Annotated in this window: 25 protein-coding genes; 11 read left to right on the top strand and 14 right to left on the bottom strand. The window is 64.6% G+C overall.

Going from position 1 to position 20,174, the window contains the following annotated elements; translation table 11 throughout:
* Positions 1–42: 42 nt before the first annotated feature.
* From AC1DWU_RS08770 to AC1DWU_RS08760, 3 genes are all read right to left on the bottom strand, one after another.
* Positions 43–444 carry a DUF6855 family protein gene (locus AC1DWU_RS08770; RefSeq protein ID WP_477149590.1) on the bottom strand — a complete coding sequence of 134 codons (402 nt, stop codon included), beginning with the start codon at positions 442–444 and terminating at the stop codon, positions 43–45.
* A gap of 119 nt (positions 445–563) precedes the next feature.
* Positions 564–1,520 carry a glycosyltransferase family 8 protein gene (locus AC1DWU_RS08765; RefSeq protein WP_477149589.1) on the bottom strand — a complete coding sequence of 319 codons (957 nt, stop codon included), beginning with the start codon at positions 1,518–1,520 and terminating at the stop codon, positions 564–566.
* A 20-nt stretch (positions 1,521–1,540) separates the two neighbouring features.
* On the bottom strand, positions 1,541–2,755 hold the full coding sequence (locus AC1DWU_RS08760) for an NADP-dependent isocitrate dehydrogenase (RefSeq protein ID WP_477149588.1): 1,215 nt from the start codon (positions 2,753–2,755) through the stop codon (positions 1,541–1,543).
* A gap of 407 nt (positions 2,756–3,162) precedes the next feature.
* On the opposite strand from AC1DWU_RS08760, the gene AC1DWU_RS08755 reads away from it, so the two are divergent.
* On the top strand, positions 3,163–3,603 hold the full coding sequence (locus tag AC1DWU_RS08755; protein ID WP_477149587.1) for a MarR family winged helix-turn-helix transcriptional regulator: 441 nt from the start codon (positions 3,163–3,165) through the stop codon (positions 3,601–3,603).
* A 62-nt stretch (positions 3,604–3,665) separates the two neighbouring features.
* Positions 3,666–4,937 (top strand): beta-ketoacyl-ACP synthase II, encoded by a 1,272-nt coding sequence (gene fabF / locus AC1DWU_RS08750; RefSeq protein WP_477149586.1) that lies wholly within the window; start codon positions 3,666–3,668, stop codon positions 4,935–4,937.
* 18 nt (positions 4,938–4,955) lie between these two features.
* Here fabF and AC1DWU_RS08745 read toward each other — a convergent pair whose 3' ends face one another.
* From AC1DWU_RS08745 to AC1DWU_RS08735, 3 genes are read right to left on the bottom strand one after another with little or no spacing between them, the layout of a single operon-like run.
* Positions 4,956–5,300 (bottom strand): TfoX/Sxy family protein, encoded by a 345-nt coding sequence (locus AC1DWU_RS08745; RefSeq protein WP_477149585.1) that lies wholly within the window; start codon positions 5,298–5,300, stop codon positions 4,956–4,958.
* Positions 5,297–5,626 (bottom strand): TfoX/Sxy family protein, encoded by a 330-nt coding sequence (locus AC1DWU_RS08740; protein WP_477149584.1) that lies wholly within the window; start codon positions 5,624–5,626, stop codon positions 5,297–5,299. Before AC1DWU_RS08740 ends, AC1DWU_RS08745 begins: the two co-directional genes overlap by 4 nt.
* Positions 5,623–6,069, bottom strand: coding sequence for a GFA family protein (locus AC1DWU_RS08735; RefSeq protein WP_477149583.1), 447 nt, complete (start codon positions 6,067–6,069; stop codon positions 5,623–5,625). The genes AC1DWU_RS08740 and AC1DWU_RS08735 overlap by 4 nt, the downstream gene beginning before the upstream one ends.
* Before the next feature lie 81 nt (positions 6,070–6,150).
* Here AC1DWU_RS08735 and AC1DWU_RS08730 point away from each other — a divergent pair, with 81 nt between their 5' ends.
* The 5 genes from AC1DWU_RS08730 to rpsD all read left to right on the top strand — a co-directional run bounded on the left by AC1DWU_RS08730 (position 6,151) and on the right by rpsD (position 10,533).
* Positions 6,151–6,720 carry a GNAT family N-acetyltransferase gene (locus AC1DWU_RS08730; RefSeq protein ID WP_477149582.1) on the top strand — a complete coding sequence of 190 codons (570 nt, stop codon included), beginning with the start codon at positions 6,151–6,153 and terminating at the stop codon, positions 6,718–6,720.
* 136 nt (positions 6,721–6,856) lie between these two features.
* Positions 6,857–7,444, top strand: coding sequence for a GNAT family N-acetyltransferase (locus tag AC1DWU_RS08725; protein WP_477149581.1), 588 nt, complete (start codon positions 6,857–6,859; stop codon positions 7,442–7,444).
* A gap of 65 nt (positions 7,445–7,509) precedes the next feature.
* The gene (locus AC1DWU_RS08720; protein WP_477149580.1) at positions 7,510–8,307 is read left to right on the top strand and encodes an RNA methyltransferase; all 798 of its coding nucleotides are present in this window, start codon (positions 7,510–7,512) and stop codon (positions 8,305–8,307) included.
* A 60-nt stretch (positions 8,308–8,367) separates the two neighbouring features.
* Positions 8,368–9,606, top strand: coding sequence for an MFS transporter (locus AC1DWU_RS08715; RefSeq protein WP_477149579.1), 1,239 nt, complete (start codon positions 8,368–8,370; stop codon positions 9,604–9,606).
* Between the two features lie 309 nt (positions 9,607–9,915).
* Entirely contained in the window at positions 9,916–10,533 is a 618-nt protein-coding gene (gene rpsD / locus AC1DWU_RS08710; protein WP_477149578.1) for a 30S ribosomal protein S4, read from the top strand.
* Positions 10,534–10,620: 87 nt separating this feature from the next.
* On the opposite strand, the gene AC1DWU_RS08705 is transcribed toward rpsD, so the two are convergent.
* The gene (locus AC1DWU_RS08705; RefSeq protein WP_477149577.1) at positions 10,621–11,979 is read right to left on the bottom strand and encodes an SbmA/BacA-like family transporter; all 1,359 of its coding nucleotides are present in this window, start codon (positions 11,977–11,979) and stop codon (positions 10,621–10,623) included.
* Between the two features lie 142 nt (positions 11,980–12,121).
* On the opposite strand from AC1DWU_RS08705, the gene ttcA reads away from it, so the two are divergent.
* Genes ttcA through AC1DWU_RS08690 form a run of 3 tightly spaced genes read left to right on the top strand, consistent with a single transcriptional unit; the run spans position 12,122 to position 14,613 of the window.
* The gene (gene ttcA / locus AC1DWU_RS08700; protein ID WP_477149576.1) at positions 12,122–13,012 is read left to right on the top strand and encodes a tRNA 2-thiocytidine(32) synthetase TtcA; all 891 of its coding nucleotides are present in this window, start codon (positions 12,122–12,124) and stop codon (positions 13,010–13,012) included.
* Between the two features lie 27 nt (positions 13,013–13,039).
* Positions 13,040–13,861, top strand: coding sequence for an inositol monophosphatase family protein (locus AC1DWU_RS08695; protein ID WP_477149575.1), 822 nt, complete (start codon positions 13,040–13,042; stop codon positions 13,859–13,861).
* 32 nt (positions 13,862–13,893) lie between these two features.
* Entirely contained in the window at positions 13,894–14,613 is a 720-nt protein-coding gene (locus AC1DWU_RS08690) for an SAM-dependent methyltransferase (protein WP_477149574.1), read from the top strand.
* An 8-nt stretch (positions 14,614–14,621) separates the two neighbouring features.
* Here AC1DWU_RS08690 and AC1DWU_RS08685 read toward each other — a convergent pair whose 3' ends face one another.
* Together AC1DWU_RS08685 and AC1DWU_RS08680 are read right to left on the bottom strand one after the other, a co-directional pair.
* Positions 14,622–15,875, bottom strand: coding sequence for a multidrug effflux MFS transporter (locus tag AC1DWU_RS08685; RefSeq protein ID WP_477149573.1), 1,254 nt, complete (start codon positions 15,873–15,875; stop codon positions 14,622–14,624).
* Positions 15,876–15,980: 105 nt separating this feature from the next.
* Positions 15,981–17,207, bottom strand: a complete 1,227-nt coding sequence (locus tag AC1DWU_RS08680; RefSeq protein ID WP_477149572.1) for an MFS transporter — start codon at positions 17,205–17,207, stop codon at positions 15,981–15,983.
* 170 nt (positions 17,208–17,377) lie between these two features.
* On the opposite strand from AC1DWU_RS08680, the gene AC1DWU_RS08675 reads away from it, so the two are divergent.
* Complete coding sequence (locus AC1DWU_RS08675; protein WP_477149571.1) at positions 17,378–17,698, top strand: Dabb family protein; 321 nt, start codon at positions 17,378–17,380, stop codon at positions 17,696–17,698.
* Between the two features lie 56 nt (positions 17,699–17,754).
* Here AC1DWU_RS08675 and grxD read toward each other — a convergent pair whose 3' ends face one another.
* From grxD to msrA, 5 genes are all read right to left on the bottom strand, one after another.
* On the bottom strand, positions 17,755–18,090 hold the full coding sequence (gene grxD / locus AC1DWU_RS08670) for a Grx4 family monothiol glutaredoxin (RefSeq protein ID WP_477149570.1): 336 nt from the start codon (positions 18,088–18,090) through the stop codon (positions 17,755–17,757).
* 121 nt (positions 18,091–18,211) lie between these two features.
* Positions 18,212–18,622, bottom strand: a complete 411-nt coding sequence (locus AC1DWU_RS08665) for a GNAT family N-acetyltransferase (RefSeq protein WP_477149569.1) — start codon at positions 18,620–18,622, stop codon at positions 18,212–18,214.
* Entirely contained in the window at positions 18,619–19,245 is a 627-nt protein-coding gene (locus tag AC1DWU_RS08660) for an HAD family hydrolase (protein WP_477149568.1), read from the bottom strand. The genes AC1DWU_RS08665 and AC1DWU_RS08660 overlap by 4 nt, the downstream gene beginning before the upstream one ends.
* Before the next feature lie 47 nt (positions 19,246–19,292).
* The gene (locus AC1DWU_RS08655) at positions 19,293–19,526 is read right to left on the bottom strand and encodes a BolA/IbaG family iron-sulfur metabolism protein (RefSeq protein WP_477149567.1); all 234 of its coding nucleotides are present in this window, start codon (positions 19,524–19,526) and stop codon (positions 19,293–19,295) included.
* Between the two features lie 102 nt (positions 19,527–19,628).
* Positions 19,629–20,147, bottom strand: coding sequence for a peptide-methionine (S)-S-oxide reductase MsrA (msrA, locus tag AC1DWU_RS08650; RefSeq protein ID WP_477149566.1), 519 nt, complete (start codon positions 20,145–20,147; stop codon positions 19,629–19,631).
* Between the last annotated feature and the right edge of the window lie 27 nt (positions 20,148–20,174).

Genomic DNA, 20,174 nt, shown 5'->3' with positions numbered 1-20,174 from the left:
TCGCATCGGCTAATTATTTCGTCTCTATTTGGAGCAGTCGTACTAGATTGCACGCACCCGGTTGTTGCGCGGTCCGTGTTCCAGTTCGACCAGTCCGAGGGCCTCGAGGACCGGGGTGACGTAGTTGGCGAAACGCCCGCGAAAGCCCTTCTTCAGCCCATACCAGCCGCCGACCGGATTGTCGGGTGAGCGGGCCCAAGCCTCCACGGTGCCGGGCCTGGCGTCCTTCTGTTCATCAGCGTTGCCGAGTTCCATCCAGTCCCCGTGCTGTTTCAGCATGGCGTGGAGGTCTTCGATGGCGCGAAGCTGGTAGCGGAGTTCGGTGCCCCCGGCGACGCAGACAAGCGCCGGCGGCACCGCGTCGGGCGCACGATAGAGCGTGATATCGCTCGAACCGGGTGGAGTCTTGAGCAACCACGGATCGTCTTTGGTACCTGCAGCCATCGCACCTGCCCTCGTTGACCGGAGCATATCTTTGCCGGACGACAGGGGAGTTAGTTTCTCTGCACAATTTGGTGAGGTGGAGCGGACCGTTCGGGACCACGGGCGCAACCAGGAATTATCTAGGTACCCAAGAGCTTGCGCTTGGAGAGGTCGACGAGTCGCTTCACGCGTTCCTGGACATAACCAAGGTAGAATTGTGTACCGCGACCTGACTCCCGGGCGCGCCGCCACCACAGCTCGGCGCCGGGTATCCGCCGCCTGAGCCACGGTTTCTTGCCGGCGAAATGGACAATGAAGGGCTGGCTCCATTGCAAGGCGACATAGTCTTCGAAACCGGGGAGGACAGAGACTGACTCGTCCGGCGTCATACTGTGCGCCAGCACATTCCAGCGAGGATCAAGCACTGCCATCTGGCCGGACAGCAGGTGGTTGATCGCGCACTGATCGGCATAGCGCAGACCGTGCGCCTTCTGCTCGAGCACCTGGCCCATCTGGGTAGCGAAGTTCATCGCGCGCATTGCGTCCAGGTCCATCAGCAGGACGCCGCCCTGACGATAGTCGCGTATCTGCTGCTCGGTTTCGAGTTCGAGGAAGTCTGTCAGATACGCAAAGAAATCGGCACGGTGCCGATCCTTGCCAGCAACCGGCTTCAGGGCCTCCTCGATCACGTGGCGGTCGATGACGGCGCCGACCGGCCTGCCATCGAGGGGAGCATCAAAGAGGTCCGCAAGGTCGGCTTCAACGACCACGTCGCTGTCGAGGTAGATGACCCGGGATTTGTCGGCCAGCACTTCCGGCAGCGAGAACCTGCCAAGCGTCGAAGGCGGAAGACCGCTCACCCGGCCGAAGCGGTCCCAGGGATTTGCGAAAGGGTGCAGGTGGATCGTTACGGCACCACGTTGCCAGCCCCGGAGACGCCGGCTCAGGCGGGTAGCCGGGCCCATGTAGAGCACGTGATACTCAACCGGACGGTCGGTCTTTACCGTGGCGGCGATCGAGGTCGCGACGACCTCGATCATGGGCAGGAAGTTCCGATCGACGGCACTGGCGACGACGATCGGAGCTGGGTTGGTCATCGTCGCTTCGCAGGCGCCGATCAGGCAGCCATGGCCTTCTGCAGGTTGGCGTCGATGGCGTCGAGGAAGCCGAGGGTCGAGAGCCATTTCTGGTCCGGGCCGACCAGCAGGGCGAGATCCTTAGTCATCTGGCCCGCTTCGACAGTGTCGACGCAGACCTTCTCGAGGGTCAGCGCAAACTTCGCCAGTTCGGCATTGTTGTCGAGCTTGGCGCGGTGCTGCAGGCCGCGCGTCCAGGCGAAGATCGAGGCGATGGAGTTGGTCGAGGTCTCCTTGCCCTGCTGGTGCTGGCGGTAGTGGCGGGTGACGGTGCCGTGGGCGGCCTCGGCCTCGACGATCTTGCCATCGGGGGTCATCAGCACCGAGGTCATCAGGCCGAGCGAGCCGAAGCCCTGGGCCACGATATCGGACTGCACGTCGCCGTCGTAGTTCTTGCAGGCCCAGACATAGCCGCCGGACCACTTCAGCGCCGAGGCGACCATGTCGTCGATCAGGCGGTGCTCGTACCAGATCTTCAGCTCGTCGAACTTGGCCTTGTAGTCGCTCTCGAAGATCTCCTGGAAGATGTCCTTGAAGCGCCCGTCATAGGCCTTGAGGATGGTGTTCTTGGTCGAGAGGTAGCAGGGGACCTTGCGGTTGATGGCGTAGTTGAACGAGGCGTGCGCGAAATCGCGGATCGACTCGTCGAGGTTGTACATCGCCATGGCGACGCCGGCGCCGGGGGACTGGAACACTTCGTGCTCGATGACCTTGCCGTCGTCGCCGGTGAACTTGATGGTCAGCGTGCCCTTGCCCGGGAAGGTGAAATCGGTGGCCCGGTACTGGTCGCCGAAGGCGTGACGGCCGACGATGATCGGCTGGGTCCAGCCGGGGACGAGGCGCGGCACGTTCGAGCAGATGATCGGCTCGCGGAAGATCACGCCGCCGAGGATGTTGCGGATCGTGCCGTTGGGCGACTTCCACATCTTCTTGAGCTTGAACTCTTCGACGCGCTGCTCGTCGGGGGTGATGGTGGCGCACTTGATGCCGACGCCGTGCTTCTTGATGGCGTTGGCGGCATCGACGGTCACCTGGTCGTTGGTGGCGTCGCGGTTCTGCACCGAGAGGTCGTAATACTCGATGTCGAGATCGAGGTAGGGGAGGATCAGCTTGTCCTTGATCGCCTGCCAGATGATGCGGGTCATCTCGTCGCCGTCGAGATCGACGACCGGGTTGGCAACTTTGATCTTGGCCATGCGTAAGCTCCTCAGCGGCGCGGAAAATATGATGCGGGGGCTAATAGCATGAAATCGGCCGAGCGGAAGCGCCCGGCGGCCTTTCGGTTCCAGGATTTGAGGTGGTCGGGCGGTTCCGGCGTGGCTTCGACCACGCGGGTAGTCCGCAATATGAAGGCCGTCGCCACGCCGGAACTGTTCGGAGTTTTTGCGGGGACCATGAGGAAGCGTTCGCACGCCGTGCGCCAAGCACGGAAACGGTGGACGGGTGCCCATAGCCGCGGCCGCCAGGAGACGGCTCCCCCGGCACCGAAGTCGCCCCACCAGCCGTCCGTACGCGACCGCGCCCGTGTGGGTGACGGGAAGAGGATCGCATGGGTGAGGAGCACGGGGATAAGTCGGTGCGGATTTCCGGATCAGTTGACACCGTGCATATACACACTATCTATCCGCCCATGGATGATTTCACCCAGTGCATGGTTTCGAACAGCCGGATGGCGGCGCGGGCAATAACCCGGCGCTATGATGCCTATGCTCGGCCATTCGGGATTACGTCGACGCAGTTCTCGTTGTTGGGGACGATCGTGGCGGCGGGCGAGCAGACGGTGAGCGAGCTTGCCGAGGCTCGTGGGTTCGAGCGCACAACGCTGACGCGCAACCTCGACCGGCTGGAGAAGATGGGGCTGATCAGTTCGCGGGCGGCGGAGCACGGCAACGGCCGGATCTGCGGGCTGACCGACAAAGGGCAGGCCCTGGTCAACGATTTGCTGCCGCTGTGGCGCAAGGCGCAGGCGGAGATCCGCGAGGAACTCGGCGCCGATGGCTTCGACGACACACTGAAGACGCTGAAGCGGCTTGCCGCCGTTTGATTTCCCTTTAGGCGGGCCGGTTCCGGCGCTGCCCGTGTATCTACACTTGAACGGAGAACCCGATGACCTCTCAAGCTGATCCGATCGTCGTCACCGGCATGGGCGCCGTCAGTCCTCTAGGGGTTGGCGTAGACGTCAATTGGACTCGATTGATCGAAGGGCGGAGTGGGATCGGGCCAAATACCCGGTTCGACGTAACCGACTACAGCGCCAAGATCGCCGGGCTGGTGCCTGAGAAGGCTGATGATCCGGAGGGTTTCGATCCGCTGGTGGCGATTGACGCCAAGGATATCAAGAAGATGGGGCTGTTCATCCAGTACGGACTGGTGGCGGCACAGGAAGCGCTGGACCAGGCTGGCTGGCACCCGACGACACCGGAAGAGCAGGCGGCGACGGCAACGATCATCGGCTCGGGCGTCGGCGGCTCGCCGGTGATGGCTCATGCGGTCGAGACGATAGTCGAGAAGGGGCCGCGGCGGTTGTCACCGTTCACCGTGCCGGCGTTCCTGCCGAACCTGGCGGCCGGCTGGATCTCGATCAATTACGGCTTCAAGGGGCCGATCGGGGCGCCGGTCACCGCCTGCGCGGCGTCGGCCCAGGCGATCGGCGACGGTATGCGGCTGATCCTGACGGGCGAGGCCGAAGTGGCGGTGGTCGGGGGCGCCGAGGGATCGGTGGACATGATCTCGGTGGGCGGGTTCGGCGCGGCACGGGCGCTGGCGACCGCGTTCAACGACGATCCACAGGCAGCGTCGCGGCCATTCGACCGCCGGCGCGACGGCTTCGTGCTGGCCGAGGGTGCGGCGGTGCTGGTGATCGAGCGGCTGAGCCACGCCGTGGCGCGCGGCGCGACGCCGCTCGCGATACTCTCCGGTTACGGGACGTCGGCGGATGCCTATCATCTCACCTCCGGCGAGCCGACTGGCGCGGGAGCGCAGGTGGCAATGGCCAATGCGCTGAGGATGGCCGGGCTCTCGACCGGCGAAATCGACTACATCAACGCGCATTCCACCTCGACCGGGGTGGGTGACGCGGCAGAACTGGCCGGCATTGGCGCGCTGTTCTCCAACCGCGGCAAGGATCTCGCGATCTCCTCGACCAAGTCCTCGACCGGCCACCTGATGGGCGCCGCAGGCGCGATCGAAGCGGTCTATTCGATCGAGGCGATCCGGCACGGCATCGTTCCGGCGACGCTCAACCTCGATGATCCGGATGTCGGCGAGCGCTTCGACCTGGTGCCGAAGGTGGCCAAGAAGAAGGCGCTGCGGCACGTGCTTTCGAACGGGTTCGGCTTTGGTGGAGTGAACGCCTCACTGGTGTTCTCGGCGATCTAGATCGGAGGCGGCGCCGGGCTATTTCACCGGCATGGCGGCGACCCAGCGCTCGGCTGTTTCCACCCAGTCGCGCAGGTCGTCGTCGTCCTCGATGGCGTCGGCATCGACCCAGATGAAGCCGCGCATCGCCTTGTCGCCGTGGATCATCTGCGTGGCGCCGGGGCGGGCGAGGGCGGCTTCGTTGTTGTCCTTGCCGACGCTGAGCAGGATACGGCCGTCCTTCTTGCAGCCGACCAGGATGTGGCCGTTGAGCAGGAACGTCAGGCCGCCGAACATGGTCTTCTCGGTGATGCGCGGATCGCCGTCGAGGATGTCGCGGATGCGCTCGGCGAGGTGGGTCATGGTAGTCGAGGTGGATTTCATTTCGGGGGCAGGGTCTCCGCGAATTGCATGGCGTAGGCGATCCAGCCACCGAGCGCGGCGTCGTCCGGAATGCCGGTTTCGTCGACGGCGATGAAGCCGGTCATTGGGCGGGTGCCCATGTGCATCTGGTAAGCGCCCGGGCGCTCGAGGGCCGCGGCCTGTTTCTCGGGATCGATGCGGACCAGGAGGTCGCCTTTGGCGGTGGTGCCGATCGCCATGTTGCCGTTGAGCATGAAGCCGATGCCGCCGAACATCTTCTTTTCGACAAGGCCGGGGGCGAGGAGCGGCCGCAGGCGGTCGCCCAGCGCGTCGGATGCTGCACTCATGCGATGGGGTCCTGTTTGCGGTAGGTGTCGTGCTGCGGCAGGCCATCGGGGAGAGCATCCCAGTCGCGATGGCTGCGAGCGAAGATCAGCTGGTTGGGAACGAACCAGTTCGTAGCGGCGCCGAACAGGCCGACCGGCAGCATGAGCAGGTCGGGAGCGCGGCTCGATTGTGCGTAGAGCGGGGTGCCGCAATGCGGGCAGAACCAGCGGGTGAGGGTGGCGCCGGAATGGGCGGGGCGGGCGAAGCTCCTGGTGTCGCCGGTCACAGTGACATCGGCAGGGCGGGCGAGCGCCACGGTGGAGTGGCCGGTGCCGGTGGCGCGCTGGCAGTCCTCGCAGGAGCACATGAACATCGAGCGGATGCGGCCATTCACCGACAGCGTGACGCGGCCGCAGGCGCAGCGGGCGGAGAGGTCGATCTCGGGTTTGTCGGCGGTGGGCATGGCGCATGCTGACATCAGGTGTTTGCCATCCGCAAGCCGTCTGCTTGATCGGGGCGGGCGCTGCCTCTAGACGATTTGCCCATGCTCTATTCGCCTCACTATCCGATCGAAACCGAGCGACTTCGGCTGCGCCCGTTCACCCGTGGCGATGTCGACGCGGTATTCGCCTATCGGCAACGCGAGGACGTGGCGAAATATCTGTTCGATGGGCCGATGAGCCACGAGAGCGTCACCGAGGTGGTGCAGCAACGGGTCGGGCAGCACGAACTGGCGGCCGAGGGCGACAAGATCTTCCTTGCCGCGGAGTTGCTGGCGCCGCAGCACGTCATCGGCGAACTCTCGCTGATCCTGCGCGACGCGCCGTCGCGGCAGGGCGAGATCGGCTACATCTTCCATCCGGAATTTCACGGCCACGGCTACGCCACGGAGGCGGCGCGGGTGTTGCTGCGGATGGGGTTCGAGGGGGCCGGGATGCACCGGATCTATGCGCGCTGCGCCGCCGCGAACGATGCGTCGTGGAAGGTGATGGAGCGGCTGGGCATGCGGCGGGAGGCGCATTTCCGCGAGCACAGCTTCGTCAAGGGCGCCTGGGACGAGGAGTTCGTCTATGCGCTGCTGGAAGGCGAGTGGCGCAGCGGGGCCGGCCGCTAAGTCCCATTGCCGCCAAGCGATTCTCCCCTAGACCAAGGGGATTTAGCAATAAATTTCAACGCCTAAGCAGGAACCGCCATCAGACAGTCGCGTTGTCGCCGTAAACCTGAATCGTGTGGGAGGAGCGGAGATGTCGATGCCTGATTTTCCTATCGAAACCGAAAGGCTGGTCCTTCGGAACTTCCAGAAATCCGATCTCGACGCCGTCATGGCCTATCATGCCCTGCCGGAAGTGCAGCGCTATCTCGACTGGAAGGCGCGCGATCGGGTGGAGGTGAAGGCGGCGCTGGACGCGATGTGCGCGCAGCAGCGACTGCACCGGCCGGGCGACATCATCACGCTCGCCGTGGTGCGCAAATCCGACGATCTGCTGGTTGGGCAGGTGTCGCTGCGCTGGACCGACGCCACGGCGGGGCAAGCGGAACTGCGCTTCATTCTCAGCCCGGCACAGCGCCGGCAAGGCTATGCGCGCGAAGCCGTGCGAGCGGCGCTGGACATCGGTTTCAACGATCTCGGGCTGCATCGGATTTTTGCGCGCACCTCAGGGGGAAACCAGCCTTCGGCGAAGCTGCTGAAGGACCTCGGCATGCGGCTCGAGGCGCATTATCGGGAGCACGCGTTGTTCCAGGGCGAATGGGACGAGGAACTGCATTTCGCCATCCTCGATCGCGAATGGCTGCGGGGCACCAAGGTGAAGGAACTCAACCGCCATATGGTGGCGTGACGCAGGGCGCTTGATCTTGGTGCCGCTTAGGCCCTATCTCCCGGCCGAACGGGAGCAGTTGCCGCATGGCCGGAACCGACAAGTCGCAGGAGTTCAGCTATCGGCCGAGCCCTGCCATCATCCTCTGCGAGCCGCAACTGGGCGAGAATATCGGGACGGCGGCGCGGGCGATGGCCAATTTCGGGCTGTGGGACCTGCGGATCGTCAACCCGCGCGACCCGTGGCCGAACGAACGCGCCATCGCGGCGGCGTCGCGAGCTGACCATGTGATCGAAAAGGTCCGGGTGTTCGCGACGGTGGAGGAAGCGATCGCCGACCTGTCGCTCGTGTTCGCGACGACTGCCCGCCGCCGCGACATGCAGAAGCCGGTCTATGGTCCCGAGGAAGGGGCACAGCGGATGATCTCGCACATTGCCGGCGGGGCCAAGGCCGGGTTGCTGTTCGGGCGGGAACGCTGGGGGCTCTATAACGAGGAAGTGGCGCTGGCCGATGCGATCGTTACTTTTCCGGTGGAGGCGGCGTTCGCATCGCTGAATATCGCGCAGGCGGTGCTGCTGATGGCGTACGAGTGGCGCCAGCAAGCGGACAAGGGCGAGGTGCTGCCCTTCACCGGCGGGCTCGATCCGATCGCGCCGCGCGAGGAATTGATCGGGCTGTTCCTGCACCTCGAGGAGACGCTCGATCGTACCGGCTTCTTCAAGACCGCGGACAAGCGGCCGACGATGGTCGATAACCTCCGCGCCGCGTTCAGCCGGGCGCAGCTGTCGACGCAGGAAATCCGCACGCTGCGCGGGGTGATTTCGTCGATCGATCGCTCGCACCTGCGACAGGGGCGCAAGAGGAAGAGCGCTGACGAAAGTTGAGCCCTCCGGTGCCAAGTATGCTTTGACGCGCCGTTGTGCGGCGTGGCATCAGCGGGCACCATGACCTCAGCCGCCACCGCCGAGCCATCCAAGCTCGCCTTCAGCTACCGCAACTTCCGCTTCTTCTGGCTCACGACGCTGCTGGTCAGCTTCGCGGTGCAGATCATGTCGGTGTCGATCGCCTGGCAGATCTACGACGTGACCGGCGAGGCGTTCCTGCTCGGGCTGGTTGGGCTCTCGTTGTTCCTGCCGGCGCTGGTGCTGATACTCGTCACCGGGCTCACCGCCGATCGCTTCAACCGTCGGCTGATCATGGCGATCTGCCTCGGGGTCGAACTGCTGTGCGCGTTGGGGTTCCTGGCTTTCGTCAATGCTCAGGCGCATGAGGTGTGGCCGATCTTCGCCATCCTGGTTGTGCTCGGTACGGCGCGGGCATTCTGGAGCCCGGCGGCGCAATCGCTGGCGCCGAACCTGGTGCCGCCCGAGGCGCTGGCCAATGCCATTACGACCAACATGTCGGCCTGGCAGTTCGCCTCGATCGCCGGACCTGCCGTGGGCGGGCTGCTTTATGGCATCGCGCCGTCGGTGGCGTTCGGCACCGGCGCGGTGCTGCTGGTCATCGCCATGGCCTCGGTGCTGATGATCTCGAAGCCGCAGGTGCGGGAGTCGCACCAGGCGACCAGCCTCGAGACCATGTTGGCCGGCTTCCGCTATATCTTTTCGAACAAGGTGGTGCTGGGCGCCATTTCGCTCGACATGTTCGCGGTGCTGATGGGCGGAGCGGTGGCGCTGCTGCCGATCTACGCCAAGGATATCCTCCACGCCGGACCGCAGGAGCTCGGGTTCCTCCGCGCTGCGCCGGGTGTCGGCGCGATCGTCATGGCGCTGGTGCTGACGCGGTTCCCGATCCGCGACCATGCGGGCAGGCTCCTGTTCCTGTTCGTAGGGCTGTTCGGCGCCTTCACGGTACTGTTCGGGCTTTCGACGACTGCCTGGATATCGATCCCCGCTCTGGCGCTGGTCGGCGCGTCGGACATGGTGAGCGTCACCATCCGCGAAACCATCATGCAGCTCTGGACCCCGGAAGAGGTGCGCGGTCGCGTCAACGCCGTGAACAGTGTCTTCATCGGCGCCTCGAACGAGTTGGGCGAGTTTCGTGCCGGCACGGTGGCGCACTTGATCGGCCCGGTCCCGGCCGTGGTGATCGGCGGCATTGGCTCGATCGCCATAGCGGTGATCTGGAGCCGGTTGTTCCCGGGGCTGCGCACGCAGCGGACGCTCGACAGGAAGATGGTCTAGGGGCAGGGCGGCGTCCCGAGGGAGGCAGCCCATGCCAAGAGGCTACTGGATCGCGTCGGTCGATATCGAAGACCCCGAGGCCTACAAGGGATACAGCGACATCGTGGTGATTGAGGGCTACACGGGCTGAATTGCCCGCCTGACGCTTGACTCCGGCGGGTTCCGCCTCTATCACGCGCCCACTTGTCGAGCCCTCGGGCTCCTCGAGCGCACCCGGGATTCCCTGAAATTCAGGAATCTGTCGGTCCGTTCCGCAAGGACGGGCAGAGGAGGGCGCAATCACTTTCGACGATCTATGAAAGGATTCCGATGTCGAAGCGCGATTCAGTTAAGCACAAGATCGACCGCCGTTTGGGCGAAAACCTGTGGGGCCGTCCGAAGTCCCCGCTCAACAACCGTGCCTATGGCCCCGGCCAGCACGGCCAGCGCCGCAAGGGCAAGACCTCCGACTACGGTCTGCAGCTGCGCGCCAAGCAGAAGCTCAAGGGCTACTACGGTTCGATCACCGAGAAGGCCTTCAAGAAGCTCTACACCGAAGCCGCCCGCGTGAAGGGTGATACCGGCGAGCGCCTGATCGGCCTGCTCGAGAGCCGTCTCGATGCCATCGTCTACCGCGCCAAGTTCGTGCCGACCGTGTTTGCGGCCCGCCAGTTCGTGTCGCACGGCCACATCCTGGTCAACGGCAAGCGCGTCAACATTCCCTCCTACCAGGTGAAGGTTGGCGACAAGGTCGAGATCAAGGAGCGTTCCAAGCAGCTCGGCATCGTGCTCGAAGCCAACCAGCTCGGCGAGCGCGACATTCCTGAGTACGTGGAAGTCGATCACGGCAAGCAGACCGCCGTCTACGTGCGCGTCCCGGCCCTTGCCGACGTGCCGTATCCGGTCCAGATGGAACCGAACCTCGTGGTGGAATTCTACTCGCGCTAATCGCGCGGGAGCATCACTGGAATTGGAAAGGGCCGCCCCGATGGGGCGGCCCTTTTGTTTGGGCTGGCGGCTTGTAGCTGCCTCGGCTCAGGCGCCGGCGGCTCCCGTGACCGACTCCTTGATCGGCGCCTGGTCGACCGGAATGAAGCTCTCGAAGTGGTGGAGCCGCTGGTAGACCGAGAGCAGGTTCACGATCGTCGTCCAGGCTCGCGCGAAGAACTGGAACGACGAGGACACCTGGCTGAACGCCGTCGATATCTGCTGGTAGAGACCAAGCGTCAGCGTGCCGGCCAGGATAGACGGCGACATGGCGAGCAGCGGCACATAGCCGACGAGGTTGAGGTACGCGTACCGCGCCAGGTTGAAGTACGTGTAGTGGAAATAGAGCCGGAAGTAGTTCTTCTGCACGTTGGCGAAGAGCTCCCGTGCCGTCAGCGGCTCGGCACGGCCAGCATCATCCTCGCCATAGACCAGCTCCTTACGGAGCGCCGCCTCAACTCGCTGGTTCTGGAAGTTGAGACCGGGTAGCCGGATGCCGACGACAGCCAGCATCGCAGTGCCCAAGGCCGCTGCGATCAACGCCACCCAGACGAGGCTGCCCGGCACAGCTCCGAGGATCGGCAATTCGGTGATGTGCTGCGAGAAGCCCCACAGCAGGGGCAGGAACACTACGAGGGTGATCAGCGACGAGAAGAAGCTGGTGCCCAGGTCTTCCACCGTGTCGGCGAAGCGCATGGTGTCTTCCTGGACGCGCTGCGCGGCGCCTTCGGTGGTGCGGATCGCGGGCCAGTAGGCCATGTAGTAGGAGTTCATCGCCTTCCGCCAACGGAAGATGTAGTGCGACGTGTAGAAATTCAGCAGCACCAGCACCAGGATGTTGGGCATCAGCACGGCGAAGAGCAGGAAGACCTGGCCGTAGAACTGGCCCGGATCGACGGATCTTGGTTGGCTCAATGCCTGCTGGACCATATCGAAAAAGGTGCCGGACCAGGCATTTATCCAGGCGTCGACCTGCACGTTGAAATAGAGGACGAGCAGGATGACGACCGAGGACGCCACCGACCACCAATACCACTCGTTTCGCTTGTAGAAGTACCAGAAGATACAGAAGATCAGGGCGATCATCAGGACATACTGGTACTCCCAGATCTTCTCGCCATTGAGGAAGTTGGTGTCCTGGGCGACGCAGTTGGCGGGCGCGGCCGCAGGTGTTGTGGCGTCTGTAGCTGCCGGGGCGTTCGGGGTTGCCGGTGTCGCTGAGTCTGCCGCGGGTTGATCGCCCGCAGTAGCCGCCGGTGCGCAGATGGCGGGGGCGAGGAAGCGGTCGATACTGATGGCGGAGCGGATCGGTGCGCCAAGCGTGAACCAGATCAGCGTCGCTGCCAGCAGCCAGATGACCGCCGATGAGAAGAACAGCTTGGGTTCGGGGAAGAATGAGCGGAACAAGGGAGACTCCTTGGGGTTCCGGAAGGTCGTGTCATCTAACTGACTAAATCCGCGACCGGCAAGAAATCAGGGCCAACCTTGCCGCGAGTTAAAATCCCCGAAAGCTTCCGGTAAGGCGCGGGGTTTGGTATCAGGTCGGCCCATGAACCAGATCGTCAGCCCAGCCGTGCTCGAAGCCCAAGCCGACTCCTTGGCCGAAGACCTGTCCGGCGCGCATCCGCTGTTCGCGGCGGCGCCGCGCAGCGTCGAGTTCAACAAGCTCAGGAAACGCCTCGTCCGCAATATGCGCGAGGCGATCGAGAAGTTCGGGATGGCACGGGCCGGAGAGAAGTGGCTGGTGGCCATTTCGGGTGGCAAGGACAGCTATGGGATGCTGGCGCTGCTGCTCGATTTGAAGTGGCGGGGGCTGCTGCCGGTGGAACTGATCGCCTGCAACCTCGACCAGGGGCAGCCGAACTTTCCCAAGCACATCCTGCCGGAGTGGCTGACCAAGCACGGCATCGCGCACCGGATCGAGTACCGGGACACCTACTCGGTGGTGACCAGCACGCTACCGGCCGGGGCGACCTATTGCTCGCTCTGCTCGCGGCTCAGGCGCGGCAACCTCTACCGCATCGCGCGGGAGGAGGGCTGTTCGGCGCTGGTGCTGGGGCATCATCGCGAGGATAGCCTCGAGACGTTCTTCATGAACCTGTTCCATGGCGGCAAGCTCGCGGCCATGCCGCCGCGGCTGATGAACGACGACGGCGACGTCGAGGTGCTGCGGCCGATGATCTATTGCGCCGAGCCTGACCTCGAGAAGTTTGCCGAGCACATGGCCTTCCCGATCATTCCCTGCGACCTCTGCGGCTCGCAGGAGGGGCTCGAGCGCAATGCCATGAAGGCGATGCTCAACGACATCGAAAAACGGATGCCGGGGCGCAAGGACATCATGATCCGGGCGCTGGGCAATGTGCGGCCGAGCCATCTGCTCGACCCAAAGCTGTTCGACTTCCTCGGGCTGCAGAACGCCTCGACCGCCACCGGCGACTGACCCGACCACACCGACCAAGAGTTGACCATGTCCTCCTTCGATATCGACCGCCTGGCCGTCATCCTCCGCGATGCCGCCAAGGCAGAAATCCTGCCGCGCTTCCGGCATCTCGACGCCGGGATGGTGCGGCAGAAGACGGATGCCATCGATCTCGTGACCGAGGCGGACGAGCAAGCGGAGCGGCGGATCAAGGCGGCGGTGGAAGAGGCCTGGCCGGAGGCGCTGTTCGTCGGCGAGGAGTCGGTGGCGGCCAATCCGGCGCTGCTCGATGAGCTGGACCGCGCCGAGTTCGCCATCGTGGTCGACCCGGTCGACGGGACGGCCAATTTCGCGGCCGGGCTGCCACTGTTCGCCACCATGGCGGCGGTGGTGCGGAACGGCGAGACCATTGCCGGCATCATCTATGACCCGATGGGCGACGATTGGGTGCTGGCCGAGAAGGGTGGCGGCGCGTGGCAGCGGCGGCCGGATGGCACGCAGTGGCGGCTGGAGGTGGCGACGGCGCCGGGGTTGGGCGACCTCGTGGGGCACGTCTCGATCACCTTCCTGCCGGCGGAGAGCAAGCCCACGGTGTTGGCCAACCTCGCCAAGATCCGGGTGGCCGCGAACTATCGGGTCGCCGGGCACGACTACCGCACGTTCGCGAGCGGGTTTTCGCATTTCGTGGCGTTCAACAAGCTGATGCCGTGGGACCACCTCGGTGGGTGCCTCATCTCGCAGGAGGCCGGGGGCCACGTGGCGCGCTTCGACGGATCAGCTTACCTCCCCAGCCACCGCGAGGGCGGGTTACTAATTGCCAGCAATCGCGATACCTGGAATTTACTGCGCGCAGAGGTGTTTACGCTATAGTGGCGGTCTAAATCGGCGAGGGGAGACGCGGTTTGGACAACCTGAACTACTGGGCGATCGCCGAGCGCGATATCGAGATCCAGAACCCGATCACCGACCGCAAGCTGCGGTTGCTGGACGATTATTGCGACGTGCGCGATGGGCTCAGCGTGCTCGATATCGGCTGCGGCAAGGCCTGGCTGATGCGGCAATGGGCGGAGAAGCACGCCATCGAGGGCGTCGGCATCGACATCAACCCGCGGTTTCTCGAGGTCGCCCGGCGCAAGCCACCGGCACGAGGGCGCCTGACCTTTCACAATGCATCGGCAAAGACCTTCAAGGTCGAGCCGGCTTCGTACGACATCGTGCTCTGCCTCGGCGCTTCGTTCGCCATCGGCGAGGTGCCGCAGGCGCTGGAATGGATGGCGGCGGCGACCAAGCCTGGCGGGTCGGTGGTGCTGGGCGACCTGGTGCTGAAGCACCCGCCAGCGGTGCCGAAGGGTGATATCCTGCCACCCAATACGGTGGACATGATGGGGGTAGTCGAGCGCCACGGCGCCGAGGTGTCGGCAACGATCAGTGCCTCGGAGGCGGATTTCGAGCGCTACACCAGCCACCATCGGCACGCGACGCTGACCTGGGCGCGCGAGAACCCAAAGCACGCGGACCATGCCGCGGTGCTGGAGAAGAGCCGCAGCGACTGGATGTATTACCAGAAGACGATCCGGCCGCTGCTCGGCTGGACCATCTTCGTAGGTCGCAAGAAGGACTAGGGCGGGGCCTAGTGGCCCGTGTCGGCACCGGGGTGCGCGTATTGCGGGCTCACGCCGAACAGCTTGCCCTTTTCGGCGATCAGCACGCTGCCGAGCGCCAACAGCCCCATGGTCACGTAGCCGGCGACGACCGGCGTCACCGTGCCATTGAACTGTTGGCCGATGACGGTGCCGAGCAGCGCGCCGCCCACCGTCTGGGTGAAGCCGAACACCGAAGCAGCGGTGCCGGCGACGGCACCGAGCGGCTCCATGGACAGCGAGTTCATGTTCGAGGCAGCCCAGCCGAACATCCACTGCACTACCAGCACCACGCCGAAGAACAGCCAGAGCGGCATGAACCCGCCAAGGCTGAAGGCGAGGAGGATCGAGGCTGCGCCGACATAGACGAGGATGGCGAAGTGGCTCAGCCGGCGCATGCCGAAGCGGCGCACGATCTTCGAGTTGGTGAAGGCACCGATCGACATGGTGCCGGCCATCAGCGCAAAGGCGACGGGGAAGAGCGCCCCGAGCCCGAAGATCTCGACGAAGATCTGCTGGCTGGTCGAGATGAAGCCGAACATGGCGCCGAACAGGAACATGCCCGCAAGGCCGTAGAACAGCGCCGAGCGGTTAGTGAACACCAGCCGGAAACCCTCGGCGATGACGCTCAGCCGCAGCGGCCGGCGATATTCCGGATGGAGCGTCTCCGGCAGGCGGAAGAACGCCCACAGGCTGATCACCGTCGCGAGGCCGCCCATGAACAGGAAGATGTACTGCCACGGGCCGGACAGCAGGATCACCTGGCCGATGCCGGGGGCGACGATTGGGATGACCATGAACACCATGAAGGTGAGCGACATCACCTCGGCCATGGCGCGGCCGGAGAACTTGTCGCGCACCACCGAGGTGGCGATGACCCGCGTCGCGGCGGCACCGAGCCCTTGGGTGAAGCGGATAGCGAGCAGGATGGCGAAGGTCGGGGCGAACACGGCGGCGAAGGCGCAGACCACATAGATCACCAGCCCGACGAGCAGCGGCCCGCGCCGGCCGAAGCGATCGGTGAGTGGGCCGAAGATCAGCTGCGCGAAGCCGAAGCCGAGCATGTAGACGCCGACCACGAACTGCCGCTCGTTCTCGTGGCTAATGCCGAGGGCCTCACCCATGTAGGGCAGCGCCGGCAGCATCACGTCGATGGCGAGAGCGTTGAGCGCCATCAGGGCGGCCATAAGGGCAATGAACTCGACGCGGGACAGGTCCCGCGTTGCAACAGTTGTACTGGACATGTTTGGGCTCAGAATGGCCGGGAGGGGGCCGGAAAGGCCGGGAAGATGCGCGCATCTCCGGCCTTTGGCAACCCGGCGTTGATCAATACTGACGAAAGGCTGAGGCTATTGAGCCGGCTTCAGCTGGAACGACTTGGCACTGAGTTCGCGGATCGGCAGGTGGAGGGCTGCTGAGCCGAGGCCGAGCAGGATGCCCAGGTACCAAACGAGGCTGTAGGAGCCGGTGTGATCGTAGACGAAGCCGCCCAGCCATACGCCGGTGAACGAGCCGAGCTGATGGCTGAAAAAGGCGACGCCGTAGAGCATGCCCATGTAGCGGGCGCCGAAGAACAGCGAGACGAGCCCGGCGGTCAGCGGCACGGTGGAGAGCCAGAGCAGGCCCATCGCCGCGGCGAACATGTAGGCGCTGACCTCGGTGACGGGGAACAGCACGAACAGCCCGATGGCGACGGCGCGGCTGAAGTAGATCGAGGCGAGCAGCAATTGCTTGGGCAGCCGGCCGCCGAGGTAGCCGGCGAGCAGCGAACCCACAATGTTGAACAGCCCGATGACGGCGATGGCCCAGCTGCCGACTTCGGGGGCAAGGCCGCACTGCACCAGATAGGCCGGCATGTGGACGTTGACGAAGGCGAGGTGGAAGCCGCAGACGAAGAAGCCGATGACCAATAGCCGATAGGACCCATGGCCCCAGGCACGGCTCAGCGCCTGCATGAACTTGAGGTCGGCCTGGCCGGCGGCCCGCTCGGTGCGGCCGCGCAGGGCGTAGGTGAGCGGGATCACCAGCGCAAGGATGGTGGCGGCGTAGAGCAGGGTGGTCTGCCAGCCGAAATTGGTAATGAAGGACTGGCCGATCGGCGCGAAGGCGAACTGGCCGAACGACGATGCTGCCGTAGCGACGCCGAACACGAGGCTGCGCTTTTCCTGCGGCACGCTGCGGCCGAACGCGATCATCACGATGGAGAAGGACGAGGTGGCGATGCCGACGCCGACGATAACACCGGCCGTGAGGTTCAGCACCGAGCCGCTGGGCGAGATCACCATGAGGGCGAGGCCGAGCGCATAGACCAAGAGGCCGCCGATGATCACCTTGGCGGTGCCGTAGCGGTCGGCGAGGCCACCAGCGAAGGGCTGTGCGATGCCCCAGGCGAGGTTCTGGATCGCCATGGCCATGCCCCACGCCTCGCGCGTCAGCCCGAGATCGGCGGTCATCGGGAGGGTCAGCAGGCCGAAGCTGGTGCGGATGCCGTTGGTCACCGCCGCGATGATGCAGCCACAGATGATCAGGGCGACGAGCGGCGTCGCCACGGAACGGGAGGCGGTGATCGAGGACATGAGCGGGGGACTCGGAGGATTGGAGGAGCCCCGTGTACTTACACCCCCCGAACGGATCACAGAAACGCATTTCTCTGATGCGTGCGATCACCCAAAGTGATGGCGGACGCCATGCCGCAGTTGATCGCGCGGCGCAGGGGATTATCTACAGGGCAGCAACGGAGTCGCCCGTGATACGCCATATCGTGTTCTTCACCGCCAAGGACCCAGACCAACTCGACGCCATCGTCGAGGGGCTCGAATTGCTCGGCACGATTCCGCATTCGACGCATTTTGAAGTGACCCGCAACAGCAAGGTCGACCAGATCGGCAACGATGTGGATGTGGTGGTCTACGCCGAGTTCGCCGATGCGGCGGCGCTGGCGGCCTACAAGGCGCATCCGACCTATGCCGAGGCAACGCGCCGGGTGCGGCCGCTGCGCGAACTGCGGTTCGCCGCCGACGTTCCCGCCAGCGAGGCGGCCGTGGCGCTGGTGCGCCGCTCTGCCTGACAAAACAGAAAGGCCGCGCCCGAGGGCACGGCCATGTTTGCAACGTGGCGAAGGCGTCAGGCGGTCTGCTTGACCGCGATGCCCTTGTCGGCGAGGTGCGATTGCAGTTCGCCGGCCTGGAACATCTCGGTGACGATGTCGGCGCCGCCGATGAACTCGCCCTTGATGTAGAGCTGCGGGATGGTCGGCCAGTTGGCATAGGCCTTGATGCCCTCGCGCAGCTCCTGGTTCTCGAGCACATTGGCGCTGTCGTAATCGACGCCGAGATAGCCGAGGATCTGGACGACGCGGCCCGAGAAGCCGCACATCGGGAAATCCGGCGTGCCCTTCATGAACAGGAACACGTCGTTGTTCTTCACCTTGTCGTCGATGAACGCGTTGATGTCGCTCATGTGAATGCCTTCTGTCGTCCGGGGAGGAGTCCGGCTCCGTTGACTGTTAGATAGTCCTGCAATGCGGCGCTGTCGAGGTATGGCATCGTCATTCGACGATGGAAACCGTTGGCGGTCACGCTCACTTGATCCGCAGAGCCATGCCGATGGACGCTGGCGCGGTGGGTTCGAAGCCGTACTGCGCGTAGAGATCCTTGGCCGGGCCATCGGCGATAAGGCTCACATAGGCGGATTTCGGGGCATTGGCGTGGAGCCAATCGACCAGGGCGGCGACGATGCGCTTGCCCAGGCCCAGCTTCTGGTGCGCAGGAAGGACGGCGATGTCGACGATCTGGTACGCCGTGCCGCCGTCGCCGATGACGCGCCCCATGCCGATGGCCTGCCCTTCGTGCTCGATCACGACGGCAAACAGCGTTCCCCTGAGGCCGCGAACCGACGCTTCCTCGGTCTTCTCGCTGAGGCCGGAGAGGCGGCGAAGGTCACGATGCTCGGAGACGGTGGGCGGGCGGGGGATCAGCTTGTAGTCGGTCATTTCAACTGCTCCGCGATCCATGGGTGCCGGGTGACGTCCTCGAGCTCGGCATACTGCACGGCTTCCCAGCCATGCGCGCGGGCGGCTTTCACGATGTCCTCGCGGTCGTCGAAGAACAGCGGCGGTTCGGATTGCGGGCCGAGGCGGTTCGACACCCAGTCGAAGTAGGGCTTGTTCGGCTTGGCGTGGCCGATCCTCGCCGAATGGAACATGTCCTCGAACAGCTCGCCGAACCTGAGCTGCTGCCACAGCCACTGGGCCCGCATATGCTCCTGGTTGGTGGCGAGATAGAGCGGCGTGCCGGCCGCCTTCAGCCGCGCCACGACGTCGAGCAGCGGCTGGTTGACGTTGCTGTCATGGCTCAGCCAGTAGCCGGCGAAGGCCATGCTGGGTCCGCGATAGCCCAGGCTCGGCAGCGTGCGATCCAGCGCCTCGAGCAGCGAGATTTGCCCGACGAGCACCCGCTTGACGAAGATGTCGTAGATGAACTCGCGGTTGAAGCGGTCGGGATCGACGCCGAGGTCGGCGAGCAGGTTCTCGTTCCAGCGCACGTGCTTTTCTGGCCGGCCGTGGTAGCCGTGCACGAGCACGCCATCGACGTCGAACAGGACGGTGCGGGTCATGGCTTGATCTCTGATCCTCCCCGCCGGGCGGGGGAGGTTAAGGAAGATTAGTCCGGCGCCTTCGTCTGCAGCGCCAGCGAGTGCAATACCGTCCCCATGTCCGCGCCAAATGCGGCATTCACCATCTGGTGCTGCTGCACCCGGGTTTTGCCGCGGAAAGCTTCGGAGGTGACGGTTGCGGCGTAGTGGTCGCCGTCGCCGGCGAGGTCGCGGATTTCGACCGTGGCGTCGGGGAGCGCCTTGAGGATGCGTTTTTCGATTTCGCTGGCGGCCATGCCCATTTCGGGTCTCCCGGTCGATAGAGTCACTGACAGAGATATGGCATGCGCGAAGGGGCGCTTCAACGGAAGCGGACGCCGGTTTTCCCGGCGCCCGTCAGATCGTCAGGCGGCTGCAGTCTGGCGCTTGGGCAGCTTCCAGTTGGGCCGCGGGAAGTGGCAGGTGTAGCCGTTCGGGATGCGCTGCAGGTAATCCTGATGCTCCCGCTCGGCCTCCCAGAACGGGCCCACTGGCTGGATCTCGGTCACCACCTTGCCGGGCCAGATGCCGGAGGCGTCGACGTCCTTGATGGTGTCCTCGGCGACGCGCTTCTGCTCGTCATTGGTGTAGTAGATCGCCGAGCGGTAGCTCGAGCCGATGTCGTTGCCCTGACGGTTCCTGGTCGAGGGATCGTGGATCTGGAAGAAGAACTCGAGCAGGTCGCGATAGCTGTAGCGCGAGGGGTCGAAGATGATCTCGACCGCCTCGGCGTGGGTGCCGTGGTTGCGATAGGTCGCGTTCTCGACGTCGCCGCCGGAATAGCCGACGCGGGTGGAGATAACCCCGTCCTTGTGGCGCAGCAGCTCCTGCACGCCCCAGAAGCACCCGCCAGCCAGTACCGCCCGCTCAGTGTTGGTCGTCATGCTTGGTCTCCGTTATTTGGGATGCGC

The sequence above is a fragment of the Devosia sp. P2_G7 genome (genome assembly GCF_056403495.1).
Note: the sequence above shows the minus strand (reverse complement) of the source record. Positions and strands in the feature narration are given on the sequence as shown.